This is a genomic window from Dehalobacter sp. (assembly GCF_030063005.1).
GTDB classification, from domain to species: Bacteria; Bacillota; Desulfitobacteriia; order Desulfitobacteriales; family Syntrophobotulaceae; genus Dehalobacter; species Dehalobacter restrictus.
In genome coordinates, this window is record NZ_JAPDHR010000012.1 from 86,566 (window position 1) to 100,911 (window position 14,346).

Here is a 14,346-nt window from a genome sequence, read left to right on the forward strand (position 1 = left end):
TTTAGGGTGTGAGGAGAAAAAATTGACTAAGGTATGTATGGTTGTATTAAATAGTATTTGGTATGATCCTCGTGTTCGGAGAGAAGCCACATCTTGTGTGCGTTTGGGGTTAGACACATGGGTTGTCGGAGCAAAAGATACTGAATATAAACAGGAAAAAGTAGCTGTTTTACCTTTTAATACGGTATATGTTGAGATGGATGAAAGCTATACCCGTCCAAATGCATCTGTTTTCACGAAAATAAAACGTACCTATCGGCTGCATAAAGGGTTATTTGAAAGCTGCATTTCTGTTAATCCCGATGTGATTCACGCAAATGATCTAAATGCTCTGCCGGCAGCGTATCTTGCATCTAAAAAACTAGGCTGTAAAGTAGTGTATGATAGCCACGAGATTTTCACTGAAAACACGAGCAATTGTAATGGTATATTAAGAAAATTTGTTTGGAAATCAATTGAAAGATTTATCATTAAACGAGTAGACCAAGTGATATCTGTTAGCAATGCCGCGGCTTCAGAATTTGTAACAATGTATAATATAGAAAAGCCAATGGTAGTGACAAACGCTGCTTGTTTAACAGATTCCTCCCAGCTCAAACCGAAAACAGAGGATAAATTTGAAATTGTATGTCATGGCAAGTTTTATAAGGGCCGTGGTTATGAGGCGATGGTTAGGGCTGCGAAGATTTTAAGAGATCATGTAGGGATTCAATTCATTCTTCGCGGATATGGCAGTATCGAGCAAGAATTGCGTGAACTGGCAGCCTCTGGGCCAGTCAGTGACAATTTGCGATTTGATCCACCGGTAGATGTAACAGAACTGATTGCTGCGGCATCAGCATCACATGTGGGGGTAGCGATAACGGAACCGATAAACAAGAATTTTATATTTACTGTATCGAATAAGTTATTCGAGTATTTAAATGCCGGGCTGCCGGTAATTATGTCCGATGTTCCGGAACACCGTTATTTGAATGAAAAGTACCGCTTTGGAGTTATTTTAGAAGAGAATTCGCCGGAATGTCTTGCTAAGGCAGTATTACAACTGTATGAGGACGCAGAACGATATGAGGAATTATGCAGCAATGCGCGAAAGACAGTTGAAATACTGAATTGGGATAATGAAGCAAAGAAGTTGATTGATGTTTATCTAACATTGGCTGCAAAATAATCATAATACTTTATGGAAGGGTATCTCCTATGTTTACCAATAAAGAAAAAATTAATGAAGCAGTTTTCAGTCTGGATTTTTGGGCTGCAGCGATATTGGTATATTGGTGTAATATCTATTTCTTCTTGCATAATACCCATTTTATTGTACAGGTCTTTAATATTGCTGCCTATGTTGCTACTGTCTGTGTAATCATCTGCGGGTATAATAAGATTGATTTTAGACTGCTGATGCTTATTTTAACTGCGCTATTGGTTAGTTTGATTAGTTTACTTCTGCCTGCTGGAAGCCAGTATTTATCCGAATATCTCTTGCCATTTCTGCTTGCTGGTATAATAGGCATATGTATGACAGGAATAATCAAAGAACCAAAATATATTCTTTTCTGGTGGTTTGCTTTTACTTTAGTACTTTCATTATTATCCATAAAATCATTTCTGGGTGCTTCTGAAGCATTTGAGTATTATATGGCAACAGCGTATATTATCTTTTATTTTTTCGCGTTTATAGCTATCTTGGCAGTGGATAAAGTAAAGTGGTATCATTTTGTGACGCTGGCTTTCTGTGCATTCGCAATCATTATGATCGGTACGCGGGGCGCCATTATTGCAGTTTTACTGACAATGATTACAGTAATTCTGTTTTATAATGCAATTAGTATAAAAAAATTATGTATTGCGATCTGTTTCTTAGCGGTCATTTTTTCTGTGACGTATTACTTGATTTTTACAGACGAAGGACTAACCCTACTGAAGAGCTTCATCGATCACATAGGAATACAAAGCAGAATGGTGTGGTTGCTCGAAGAGAGCAGACTGACATTGTCCAAAGAAAGAATAGATATATATGGAGCTTTATGGAACGGTTTCTTGCAATCGCCTATATTGGGGTATGGTCTGGGCGGAGATATGTACATTATAACGAAAGCCTTAGGTGAATATTATTACTCGCATAATTTTATTTTGGAAGCAATTATTGATTTTGGAATCGTTGGTATCATCTTGATTATTTCTCTGTTTGCTTTATTTGCGAAAAGTGCAATGTCATGTCAAGATCCAAATTGGAAAAAAATTGGTTATCTGTTTTTCATATGTTGTTTTTTCCCGAAAATTTTTTCATTTACATTTTTGCACCCAATGACCCTGCCAACGATTGCAGTATTATTAAAAATAAATAAATTGAATACAAAAGATGCTGACCAAATAAAAAGAAAAGTTAGATATTGATTTCTAAATTATATATAAATGTTATATTGAAGGAGATTATTATGCTCAATCTTTGTATAACTTGCGATCATGAGATTTATTTTGGCGATAATTACTTGTCTGAAGATGAAGTGGTAATCAAACCAACAAATCGACTTTGTGAAGTATTAGATAAATACAGTGTAAAAGCCACTTTTTTTACCGATGTTTGTTCAATTTTCAGATACAAAGAGCTTCACATGATGGAATACCCTCATGCCATGGAAAACCAGCTGCAAGGTCTGATTAATTCTGGCCATGATGTCCAATTACATGTACATCCGCATTGGTACAATTCTGATTATATAAATGGATGCTGGCAGTTTGATAAAAATAGTTACAGGATACACACGTTTGGCTTTGATAACACCAACCTCATTAATGCTAATACGATTATTCGAGAGGGTAAAAATTATTTGCTCAATCTTTTGACTTCAATAAACAGTGATTATCGTTGTATAGCATACCGGGCAGGGGGGCTTTGTCTTCAGCCGGAGAAGGATTTGATCGAGGCACTGAGGACAAATGGTATTCATATTGACTCTTCCATCATCAAAGGCGTATTTGCAAATACAGACGCTCAATACTATTCTTATCTGCAAGTACCCCAAATATTGAACTGGTGGATAGATCCTAATACCGGTATCAGTATTGAAGCAAGAGAAGACTATCAGCAAAATATTTTTGAGGTTCCAATTGGATCACTAAGCAGTCCTGTACGATCTAGGCTTTTGGCAAGAAAGAATAAGCGATCATTCATTATCTCTGAACCCTCGCGAGGGGGATATATGCCGATCTCATTTATAGCATTGAAGCCCGATAATCGGATAGAGAGATTTTTTCATAAAGTAAACTCCACATTAACCTTTAGTTTTGACAGTTATTGTGCAGAGGTTCTGCTCAGGATTCTGGACGAATATCTGGGTAAGAATGATTGTTATAGAAATGAGTTATTTTTGTCGATAATCTGTCATCCGAAAATTTTAAGAAATGAGCATTTAAAGCAAATAGACTTATTTATTCGTTCGGTAATTAACAAGTATAATCAAGTCCGTTTTGTCACTATGCAAGATGTTGATCAGTTTATCTCTGACAAAAAATGATTTTCAATTACGAGAATGATTACAAAAAGTACTGGAGATAAAATGACTATAACGACCAAAAAAGGATTCAACCTAGTCATCGATATAATCAAAGATATAAAGAAATCGGCGTTCTATGGTGATACTGCAAAAATTATTATGGGAACGACGATTGCTCAGATACTCTCTATCATTTTGATACCGATAACAAGCAGACTTTATGGACCGGTGTATTACGGAGAATTTGGTGTTTTCACAGCTGCAATCAATTCTGTCAATGGCTTAGTTTGTTTAGGTTTGATCTCAGCGATTGTTTCGCCTGAGGATGATGAAGAAGCATCGGTAATATATAAGATTTGTTTAATGAGCTGTTCTACTTTTGCAATCGTAATTATTCTTATAACAACTTTGCTTGAACCCTATTTCCATGTTATTGAAGTCAGTGCGAACTATTCTTGGATATGTGGTCTTATGGGCATATTTATGCTATTTAATAATTGGGCGACGATGTCGAGTACCTGGGGCAATCGGAAGAAACAATATCATTTATTAATGTTTAACCCGATCATCTCGTCTGTTGTTAATTTTTTGACAGCATTTTCTTTAGGCATGTTAGGATATAAAGAATATGGATTAATTGTGGGTGCAATTCTTAGTCAGGTTGCTGTGTTGATCCATTTGCTGCTATGGATAAGACCCTTTAGATCACATCCGCGATGGACTGATTTGATCAAGACGATTAAGAAGTATAAAGATTTCCCCAAATACCAAATGCCTTCTAATTTCCTTCAAGGCTTTGGCGGCCAGCTTCCGATTATCATCATGTCAATCTATTTCGGGACCGAATTTGTGGGACAGTACAATATGGGGCAGAAATTACTGTATGTTCCGATTACAATCATAGGCAGCGCAATGGGACAAGTCCATTTTAAACAGGCTACAGATTTAGTCAATAATGGACAGGACATTGGAGCGTTTTCATATAAAGTAATCAGATCTATTTTACTTGTCGCTTTTGTACCACTTCTGGCTTGTGCCATTTTTGGAGAATCAATTTTTGAGATTTTTCTAGGCAGTCAATGGACTTCAGCAGGGATCATTTCCCAAATCAGGAGTTATGAGTTTTTGTTTGTATCGATGTATTTTAGTGTTTCCTATATACTTGTCGTTTTAAAAAGACAAAAGATGAACCTCGTGTACACGATATCACTATTGATTTGGAATAACTTAGCTGTTTTAATAGGCGGTAGTGTATTTAACAACAGCTATACTGCCGTTGTCACCCTAAGTATCGGAGGAATAATACTGAATTTTTTGTTCTTAGCTTATGCGTTTTCGCAAACTGCACTCGGGATGAAAAAATATTTGAAACTAATTGTAACTGCTTCTGTTTTGTTCATGATTTGTGCAGTTGCGGGAAATATGATCACACACTTTTCATTTTAATATAGGAAAAGGAGACGTTATACATGTCAAGAGTAAATATTATTGGGCTTGGATACATTGGGTTACCCACTGCGCTTATGTTTGCGTCACATGGCGTTGAAGTTGTTGGCTCAGATACGAACACTGAACTTATCCAGACACTGAATTCGGGGAAACTTACATTTAGAGAAGAAAACCTTGAGGAATTGTTCACTTCGGCAAGATCAAACGGAATTGTCTTTCAAAATGAGTATATAACGACGGATACGTATATTATTGCAGTGCCAACACCATACATTAAGGAATCAAAAAAAATTGATCCTGGTTATGTTGTAAATGCAGTAAAATCTGTGTTAAAAGTTGCACCCAAAGGTGCAATCATCTGTATTGAATCGACGGTATCGCCGGGAACAATCGACAAATTTGTCCGTCCGGCAATAACTGAAAAGGGCTTAAAAATAGGGAAAGATGTTCATTTGGTTCATGCTCCAGAGCGTATTTTGCCAGGCAATATGATTCACGAACTGAAACACAATTCTCGGACGGTCGGGGCTGATTACAATGAGATTGGTCATAAAATTAAAGAATTATATGCCAAATTTTGTGAGTCGAATATCGTGGTTACCGATATCAAAACAGCTGAAATGACGAAAGTCATTGAAAACACTTACCGGGATATTAATATTGCCTTTGCGAATGAATTAGCGAAGATCTGCCGTCGCGAGAATATGGATGTATATGAAATTATCCGTGTTGCCAATATGCATCCGCGGGTAAAGATACTGCAGCCGGGTCCTGGCGTAGGAGGACACTGTATCTCCGTAGATCCCTGGTTTCTAGTCGGCGATTATCCCGACTTAGTCAATATCATATTAGCCGCTCGCCATATCAATGATGACCAGCCTGAGTATGTGTTAAAAAGAATACGAAGTATTATGAAGGAAAAGGACATACGGGATGTTAGCAGGATCGGCCTTTATGGTTTAACTTATAAAGAAGATGTTGATGATATTCGGGAAAGCCCAACCTTACAGCTGCTTGAGAAAATGGAGGAACATTTGGCATTTGGCATCAGGGTGTATGATCCTTTCATTACAAACAATATTGTGGAGGGGCAATACCAGGATTTCGAGCAGTTTCTTAATGATATTGATATGGTCGTGGTTCTTGTGGCGCATCAGCATATCAAAGAAAACAGTTCAAAGCTAATGAATAAAATCGTATTTGATACGAAAAATGTAATCAGAACCGGTGAAATCTATAAATTATAAATTATAGAAGTACTCCAGTTGGGGAGGAGTCCACTTTGAACAGGCAGATTGTAATCGTTGGAGAGTTTAGGTTTCCTGAAGGGGATGCGTCCGCTATCCGGATACTAAATATTGCAAAAGCTTTAAGGGATACCGGAGATCATGTTCATATCATAGGAACAGGCGTTCCCGGAATGCAGGACAAGACAGATGGTACTTACCGTCACCAGGGTTTTTCATATGAGACCATTAATACTGAATCCACATCGAAATTCAAAAAGGTTATGAACCTATTGACGCGTAGCCTTACTGCTGCTGCAAGAATAAAGAGGCTGTATCAACATAAGAAGATTGACGTTGTAATGATTGCAGTTGGGTATGGAAGATTTGTTGGACCGGTTTTACATTTATCGCGAAAGCTTGGTTTTAAAGTAGTCATCGATGTTGTGGAATGGTATGATCCTGATCACTTACCATTTGGCAAATGGGGACCCTTTAACTGGGATGTTCAATTGGGGCTGAGGTTTTTGTTCAAAAAGGCCCGGAATATTATCGCTATTAGTACGTTTCTTGAAAAGTACTATTTAGATGCCGATTGCAATGTAGTACGGATTCCGCCAATGGTGGATCTGGAAGAGAAAGAATGGTGTTGTCTTGATGCATCAGTGAAAGCAGGAAAACACAGGAAAATCATCTATGCAGGAAATCCTGGGGCAAAAGACTTACTTCTGGAATTGATTAAAAGTTTGTATTCTCTGAAAATAAATGGGCTATATTTAGATATGGATATTTATGGAGTAGACATATCCTGGTTGAAAGCGATGTTTGGAGTTGAGGCTCATATACTTGATGAACTTGAAGAACAGATTAAGGCCTATGGCAGAGTGTCTCACAGCGAAGTAATTCAGGCGGTTAAGAATTCAATGTTTTCTGTATTGGTAAGACCAGACAAAAGATATGCGAATGCAGGCTTTCCAACAAAAGTTGTTGAGAGTCTTGCAGCAGGGACACCTGTTATATTAAATTATACGAGTGATCTTAGTCTTTATATTCAAGATGGTATTGAAGGATTGATCATCAAAGAATGTTCAAGCAGCGAAATTACGACTACCTTAGAAAGAGCGATAAATCTACCGGAACATCAGCTTAATGAAATGAGAAAATCCGCGAGAATGAAGGCAGAAGCGTGTTTTGATTATCGAGTCTATATTCCTATCTTAGATGAATTTTTAAATTCTCTTCTTTAAGTAATTATTGATATATGGAGGAGTTTCAAATAGTGGCAAGCGAAAAAAAAGTCGTTTTATTTATATCTCCCCTTCCACCTCCCGCCGGCGGTATTGCAACATGGACAAGAAGATTAGTCGAAATGGGTTTACCAGATGACTATAGGATCAGGGTTGTAAATACACGCAAGGATGAGAATCAAGTTTTGGGAGAGCTGAGGCGGAGTCTGCGTATTTTTCTTGATTTATACCATACGCTGAAGAATCATGAAGTAGATGTGATCCACTTAAATACTGCCGTAGCAGGAGGAGGGATTGCGCGTGAGGCGATTTGTCTTCTGATAGCCAAGTTGTTTAAGAAGAAGGTAGTACTTCATTGCCGTTGTGATGTTAAAGAACATATTGCATCGATGCGTTTTCTTTGGAAACCTTTTGCATCCAGGCTATTTAAGAATGTAGATTCAATTATTAATTTAAACAAAGCTTCACATATATTTATTAGAAGTACATATCATCGGGAATCTGAGTTTGTCCCTAATTTTATTGATAATGGTTTTTATGATGGTCTTCAATTGATTGAGAATGTATCACCTATCGTAAAAAATATCTTATTTGTCGGTATGATCATTCAGTGGAAAGGTGCCGGAGTTGTTATAGAGGCAGCACGGCGTCTGCCTGATTTAACTTTTCATCTGGTTGGCAGGGATGTAGATGTTTTATCAAAGATAGAGCTTATTCCTTCAAATATTACTTTGCATGGTGAACTTCCATATGCTGAAGTAAAAAGAATGATGACAGAAGCGGATCTTTTCTTATTTCCATCTTTTCGTGAAGGATTTCCAAATGCAGTGATGGAGGCAATGGCTGTTGGATTGCCAATCGTTGCTACGGATGCAGGGGCAATTCCGGATATGATTGGACAAGAAGGCGGTATTATTGTGAAACAGGGAGATGTAGAGGAAGTCGTAGCCGCGATCCAAATGTTAGTACATGACAGTAACAAGCGCCAACAGATGAGCAATTACAACAAGATGAAAGTGCGGAATGATTACATGTATGACGCTGTTACGCGTAAATATACTGCGATATATAATAAAACCTTAATTTCTTAAGAGAATTTGGAGAGGAACATGGCCATGATTGTACTACGATATATTGGGAAGATTTACTTATTATTATCTGAGGTTTGGCACCGGTTTGTCTGGGCACCGATCCAAAAAGCCATGCTTGTTAGTTGCGGCAATAAGGTATATATCGGTAAGTACAGCGAGATGACATATCACCACGTTACGATTGGAAACAAAGTATATATCGGAGCTTACGCTTCATTCATGTGTGCGAATGCAAGGATAAGAATTGGAAATTGTGTGATGTTCGGGCCGCATGTAACGATTCGTACGGGTGATCACAGGACGGATGTTATTGGCAGAACAATGTATGATGTAAGTCTTAAAGAGTGCTTGCCTCATAACAATCAAGATGTTGAAATAGAAGACGATGTATGGATTGGGGCGAATGTTACGATCCTTAAGGGTGTTAAAATTGGAAAGGGAAGCGTAATAGGGGCCGGAAGTCTGGTAGTTAAGGATGTTCCACCCTATACAGTCCATGTAGGCTTACCATCTATCAAAGAATGGAAAAGATTTGACGAAGAAACCATAAAAAAACATGAACAGATGATTCGTGTGAAATCCTAATTATTCGTTATTAACATTGAAGGAAGGATTGTTATGCAGACCATTGTTGTTACGGGTGGATCGGGATTTATTGGTTCTCACTTATGTGAAAGATTGCTTGGAGAAGGAAATCGTGTTGTCAATATTGATAATTTTAATGATTTCTATGATCCTGAAATTAAATACAGCAATGTTTCTGAAACCAAACAATATTGTATTGCCAATGGTATTCCTTTGAAGAACTACTCTGTTGCCAAAGGAGATATTTGTGATATCTCTTTTCTCAAAGAGACTTTTACTAAATATTGCCCGCAAGCTGTCGTGCATTTAGCTGCATATGCAGGGGTGAGGCCGTCTATCTTATCCCCAGAATTATATGTAAATGTGAATATTAATGGGACAACCAATATTCTCCAATGCCTCAAGGAATTTGGGGTAAAGAACTTTGTATTTGCATCTTCATCTTCTGTCTATGGAAACAACAAAAATGTTCCCTTCTCGGAAAACGACCCTGTTGACTTTCCGATTTCGCCATATGCGGCGACAAAAAAAGCAGGAGAACTCATTTGTTATACATACCATCATCTGTATAATATCAATACGGCTTGCTTGCGCTTCTTTACTGTTTATGGACCTCGGCAGCGTCCTGACTTAGCCATACATAAATTTACACAGCTCATCATGGATGATAAGGCAATCCCTTTTTATGGGGATGGAACAACCCAGAGAGATTATACCTATATTGCGGATATTATTGATGGGATTACGAAAGCATTAGACTGGGTAAACAATGATGAACAAAGATATGGTATTTTTAATTTAGGGGAATCTCGAACCATTTCACTCAAAGATATGGTGAGGACGATCGAAAAGGCTTTAGACCGGAAGGCACAATTTACGATTCAACCTTCACAACCAGGGGATGTTAATAGAACGTTTGCTGATATTTCGAAATCGAGAGAAATACTTGGCTATAATCCTCATACAGAGTTTTATCAGGGAATTCGATATTTTGTTCAGTGGTATAAAAGCACAAATAATATTAAATAGCATTTTTTGGCAATAAAATGTAATTTGGAAAACAAAACTGGTAGAAAAAAACCACTTGCTGGTTTATAATTGCAATATCTGTATTTTTTGAAAGTCGTGAGGTGAAAAACGAAAAAATGAGTAAAATCTCTGTTATTGGCACTGGATATGTTGGATTGGTAACCGGAGCATGTCTGTCGGAATTTGGTCATCGGGTTATCTGTCTCGATATAAATCAAAAAAAAATTGAAGACTTAAGAAATGGAATCATTCCTATTTATGAGCCTGGACTTGATGATGTTGTTGCTAAGAATTATCAATCTGGCCGGTTGGAGTTTACAACCGATTATAAAACGGCAGTTTGCACATCAGATGTGATTTTCATCGCGGTTGGGACTCCGCCTCAGGACGACGGTTCCGCAGATTTAGAATATGTTCTTTCAGCAGCGAGAGAAATCGCTGAGAATATGGATAGTTACAAAGTAATCGTAGACAAGTCTACTGTACCGGTAGGGACGGGGCAGCTGGTTAAGCGTACTGTCAGAGAAGTCTTGGAAAAACGCAATGTCACAATCAATTTTGATGTCGTATCGAATCCGGAGTTTTTAAGAGAAGGTGCTGCTGTAAATGATTTCATGCATCCGGAGAGAATCGTTGTTGGCTCAGAAAGTACGAAATCAGAAGAAGTAATGCGTGAAGTTTATAGAGTACTCTATTTAAATAATCATCCGTTTGTCTTTACGAATATTGAAACGGCAGAAATAATCAAGTATGCTTCTAACGCATTTCTTGCTACAAAAATAACTTTCATAAATGAAATCTCACGGCTGTGTGAAGCAGCAGGCGGGGATGTGCAGCAAGTATCAAAAGCGATGGGCTTGGATAAGCGTATTGGAAAATTCTTTTTGCATGCAGGACCGGGATACGGCGGGAGTTGCTTTCCAAAGGATACAAAAGCACTTGTGCATATCGGAAAGCAATATGGGCTTGATATGAGCGTAGTGAATTCTGTAATTTTTGCGAATCATGCTCAAAAATTGCTTATGGTAGATAAAATAATCGCAAAGATGGGTGAGTTAAGAAACAAAAAAATCGCCATTCTAGGACTCGCGTTTAAGCCTGGAACGGATGATATGCGGGAAGCACCTTCTATCACAATTATTCAGGAGTTGTATAAACGTGGTGCTAAGATAACGGTATTTGACCCGGTTGCTATGGAGAACGCAAAGTTGTATGCTTTTTCCGGTATGGATATCCAATTTGCTGAGAACGAGTATTCTGCTGTTGATGAGGCACAGGCACTTGTCTTGCTTACGGAATGGAATCAGTTTAGAAGTCTTGATATGGGCTTACTTAAAGAAAAGATGAAAGATAGATATTTCTTTGATTTTAGAAATATATACGATAGAAAAGAACTTGAAGAACAAGGTTTTATCTACGATGGCGTGGGGAAATAGAACTTTGTGAAAGGAAGAGTGTAATGGAAATCAGGAGGATTGTATATTCGGTTGTTCGTAAATGGTGGCTAATTATTCTCCTTGTTATATTAAGCGGGGGCACAGGGTATTATTTTAATGTCATTTCTACACAAACAGCATATAGTGCGGATACCACGCTATATGTATTAAATCGTGACAAAGTAGAAGCCGGACAAGCTTTAAGCTCCCAGGACCTTACTATGAGCCAGACCTTGCTGACTCAATTCTCCGGGATATTTTACAGTCGATCTGTTACAACAGCTGCTGCTGATGAGCTAAAAGCGTACAACATCTCGCCAAATATGCTAGGTTCTATGGTAAGTATCTCCAGTGAAAAAGATTCAAACTTGTTAACCATTCGAGCAATGGCCCCCACTCCGGAGTTGGCAGCTGCTGCTGCTAATGCTATGGCGAATGAATTTATTTCCCAGATACGTACGATTACAAAAAGTGATTTTATTGGGATACTGGACGCGGCTCAAGTGCCTGCCCATCCCATTCCCAATAATGGATTGATGGAAACATTTCTCTGGATGTTGATTGGCCTGATTATTTCATTAGGCATTATTTTCGTTATTGAGTACTTTGATACAACTGTGCGTTCTGCAGAGGACATCGAAACCTGTTTAAAAATTCGTGTTATCGGAATAATTCCTGAACATGACATTAGATAGGGGTAGGGAGAATAACATGCAAATAAAAAACTTTAATGTTTATCATCACCAAAACAAAGCGGTTCAAGATGCATATGAAATGCTTACAGTGAATATACACATTAATAATTCTCAGGATAGGTTAAAAACGTTTGCATTGACAAGTTGTTTACCGGAAGAGGGCAAAACTTCACTTGCGATCAGCCTTGCGATTTCTATTGCTCATTCAGGCTGGAAGGTCTTGCTTATTGATGCTGATATGCGTAAACCCACAGCTGCTAAGAGATTAAATGATCAGTCGCAACATGGTCTTTCTAATTACCTTACCGGAAAAGTCGATCTTAATGATGTCATATGCGGAACGAACATTTCAAATCTACATTATTGTTCTTGTGGTTCGGATCACACAAACCCGGTTGAGCTCCTATGCTCAAATCGTTTCCAAGAAATAATCAATAAAACTCAGAGTATGTATGATTTTGTTATATTTGATACACCCTCATTGGAGAGTGTAATTGATGCAGGGATTATTGCTTCAAAAGTTAACGCTGCATTATTGGTTGTAAAAATGGGTTCTACATCGTTAAGAAGCATTGCGCGTGCCAAAGATCAATTGGAAAGTTTGAATGCAAAGATTCTCGGGATTGTCCTCAATAGAGTAAAAAGGCGTGACTATAAAAGGTATGTTAGCTCATATAATTATTTTTTCAATCCAAAACGTTTTTTAAAGAGGAAACCAAAACGAACATATTCTCCATTGGAAGATGGTACGCAGAAAAATTTGGCTCAATAATGTTTAAGCACAAAAAAAGGTAGGGTTAGTTATTATGAAGCTACTTCATAATATAATTACTGTACTATTGCTGACTGTAATAATGATTACAACAGCATTTCCAGGTTATGGCTTACAAGTATCGAAAAATGTGTTCGCCTACAGCCTGGATAATACAAATAACGACTCAGTGAAAAAGACTTTTACGTGCCTGAGTATACCCGAAGACTATGACATGTCATTTGAAGCAGAAGTAAGTATCAAGAATTCCAGAGCAGACACATACAAGATTGCCGGCATATCAATCTATGCGGATAATAAGAATTACTGGCATTTGGTTCTGTCAGAAGCGCCGGAGGCAAAAGAAAAGAAGCGTTTTGTTGAGCTTGCAGAAATGTACAAAGGACAATGGAATGCCCAAGGTGCAGGAAGTGCAAAGCTTTCCCTTGCTTCATTTTATAACAATTATTTTAATTGGGAATATAACCATCCGTACTTGATGAAAATCATATTAAGTTCGGACAGTATTACTGGCAGCATTTATGAGCTTGATGGAACATTAAAATGGGAGAGAAAATATAGCTTATCGGCTAATAATAGTATCAAAAAAGGAGTTCCGGCTTTAACAACAGAGGCATTCAATACAAAGTTTGAAAATGTCAAAGTAACAAGCAGCAATGGGATTGATGTAAATAAAACATCATCCGATACAAAGACCATGAAAATCATCAATAATATAAGCAGCAAATACCCGGTATTTAATGTAGAAACAAATACGGATATTACAGGGAAGAAGACTGGCTACTTTCATACCGAAGAAATAAACGGTAAATGGTGGACAATAGCTCCGGATGGGAATGCCTTCTTTGCGATTGGAACAGGGCAAGTAACCTACGTCGGATTTTTTTCGCAGACATTAGGATATTCACCTTATGGACAAAACACAAAAGCAATCTATGGATCAGAAGAAGAATGGGCAGAAACTACAGCTAATCGGTTAAATGAATGGGGATTTAATCTTCTTGGGATAAACTCCAATGAACACTTAAGGTATCAGGGATTAGCTCACACTTTATATTTGGGATTTTCCACAAAATTTTGTGCCAATGGAGAAGATTATACGATCTACCCTTCAGACAATAACGGACATACGTTTCCAAATGTATTCAGCCCTAAGTTCAGTTATTACTGTGAAGACCTGGCAAGGCAGATTACAGAGGACAATCAGGATGATCCATGGCTTTTTGGCTATTACCTGGATAATGAGCTGGCATGGTGGGGGAAAAATTATAACACAGCCTATGGTCTAACGGATCTAGTGATTGAGAAGGAAAACACAC

Annotated in this window: 13 protein-coding genes; all 13 read left to right on the forward strand. The window is 37.8% G+C overall.

Annotated features, from left to right (window positions below; all coding sequences use genetic code 11):
- Window positions 1-22 precede the first annotated feature (22 nt).
- Complete coding sequence (locus OKX56_RS03405) at window positions 23-1,171, forward strand: glycosyltransferase family 4 protein (protein ID WP_287895653.1); 1,149 nt, start codon at window positions 23-25, stop codon at window positions 1,169-1,171.
- Window positions 1,172-1,200: 29 nt separating this feature from the next.
- Window positions 1,201-2,397: an O-antigen ligase family protein gene (locus OKX56_RS03410; RefSeq protein WP_287895655.1), complete on the forward strand. Its 1,197-nt coding sequence runs from the start codon at window positions 1,201-1,203 to the stop codon at window positions 2,395-2,397.
- A gap of 41 nt (window positions 2,398-2,438) precedes the next feature.
- Window positions 2,439-3,518 carry a polysaccharide deacetylase family protein gene (locus OKX56_RS03415; RefSeq protein WP_287895657.1) on the forward strand — a complete coding sequence of 360 codons (1,080 nt, stop codon included), beginning with the start codon at window positions 2,439-2,441 and terminating at the stop codon, window positions 3,516-3,518.
- Window positions 3,519-3,560: 42 nt separating this feature from the next.
- The gene (locus OKX56_RS03420; RefSeq protein WP_287895659.1) at window positions 3,561-4,943 is read left to right on the forward strand and encodes an oligosaccharide flippase family protein; all 1,383 of its coding nucleotides are present in this window, start codon (window positions 3,561-3,563) and stop codon (window positions 4,941-4,943) included.
- Window positions 4,944-4,966: 23 nt separating this feature from the next.
- On the forward strand, window positions 4,967-6,193 hold the full coding sequence (locus OKX56_RS03425; RefSeq protein WP_287895661.1) for a nucleotide sugar dehydrogenase: 1,227 nt from the start codon (window positions 4,967-4,969) through the stop codon (window positions 6,191-6,193).
- A 35-nt stretch (window positions 6,194-6,228) separates the two neighbouring features.
- Window positions 6,229-7,419, forward strand: coding sequence for a glycosyltransferase (locus tag OKX56_RS03430; RefSeq protein WP_287895663.1), 1,191 nt, complete (start codon window positions 6,229-6,231; stop codon window positions 7,417-7,419).
- Window positions 7,420-7,451: 32 nt separating this feature from the next.
- The gene (locus OKX56_RS03435) at window positions 7,452-8,510 is read left to right on the forward strand and encodes a glycosyltransferase family 4 protein (RefSeq protein WP_287895664.1); all 1,059 of its coding nucleotides are present in this window, start codon (window positions 7,452-7,454) and stop codon (window positions 8,508-8,510) included.
- A gap of 24 nt (window positions 8,511-8,534) precedes the next feature.
- Window positions 8,535-9,095 carry an acyltransferase gene (locus tag OKX56_RS03440; RefSeq protein ID WP_287895665.1) on the forward strand — a complete coding sequence of 187 codons (561 nt, stop codon included), beginning with the start codon at window positions 8,535-8,537 and terminating at the stop codon, window positions 9,093-9,095.
- A gap of 33 nt (window positions 9,096-9,128) precedes the next feature.
- A complete protein-coding gene (locus tag OKX56_RS03445) occupies window positions 9,129-10,124 on the forward strand; it encodes a GDP-mannose 4,6-dehydratase (protein WP_287895666.1) in 996 nt (331 codons plus the stop codon).
- Between the two features lie 101 nt (window positions 10,125-10,225).
- Entirely contained in the window at window positions 10,226-11,560 is a 1,335-nt protein-coding gene (locus OKX56_RS03450; RefSeq protein WP_353737760.1) for a UDP-glucose dehydrogenase family protein, read from the forward strand.
- Between the two features lie 23 nt (window positions 11,561-11,583).
- A complete protein-coding gene (locus tag OKX56_RS03455; protein ID WP_287895667.1) occupies window positions 11,584-12,255 on the forward strand; it encodes a YveK family protein in 672 nt (223 codons plus the stop codon).
- Between the two features lie 16 nt (window positions 12,256-12,271).
- Entirely contained in the window at window positions 12,272-13,027 is a 756-nt protein-coding gene (locus OKX56_RS03460) for a tyrosine-protein kinase family protein (protein WP_287895669.1), read from the forward strand.
- Window positions 13,028-13,061: 34 nt separating this feature from the next.
- Window positions 13,062-14,346: hypothetical protein (locus OKX56_RS03465; RefSeq protein WP_287895670.1), on the forward strand; the 1,285-nt coding region annotated here is incomplete at its 3' end.

Excerpts from the sequence above, each read along its gene's own strand:
- OKX56_RS03460 (WP_287895669.1), top strand. The coding sequence starts at position 12,272 with ATGCAAATAAAAAACTTTAATGTTTATCATCACCAAAACAAAGCGGTT.
- OKX56_RS03425 (WP_287895661.1), top strand. The coding sequence starts at position 4,967 with ATGTCAAGAGTAAATATTATTGGGCTTGGATACATTGGGTTACCCACT.
- OKX56_RS03440 (WP_287895665.1), top strand. The coding sequence starts at position 8,535 with ATGATTGTACTACGATATATTGGGAAGATTTACTTATTATTATCTGAG.
- OKX56_RS03445 (WP_287895666.1), top strand. The coding sequence starts at position 9,129 with ATGCAGACCATTGTTGTTACGGGTGGATCGGGATTTATTGGTTCTCAC.
- OKX56_RS03420 (WP_287895659.1), top strand. The coding sequence starts at position 3,561 with ATGACTATAACGACCAAAAAAGGATTCAACCTAGTCATCGATATAATC.
- OKX56_RS03410 (WP_287895655.1), top strand. The coding sequence starts at position 1,201 with ATGTTTACCAATAAAGAAAAAATTAATGAAGCAGTTTTCAGTCTGGAT.
- OKX56_RS03455 (WP_287895667.1), top strand. The coding sequence starts at position 11,584 with ATGGAAATCAGGAGGATTGTATATTCGGTTGTTCGTAAATGGTGGCTA.
- OKX56_RS03415 (WP_287895657.1), top strand. The coding sequence starts at position 2,439 with ATGCTCAATCTTTGTATAACTTGCGATCATGAGATTTATTTTGGCGAT.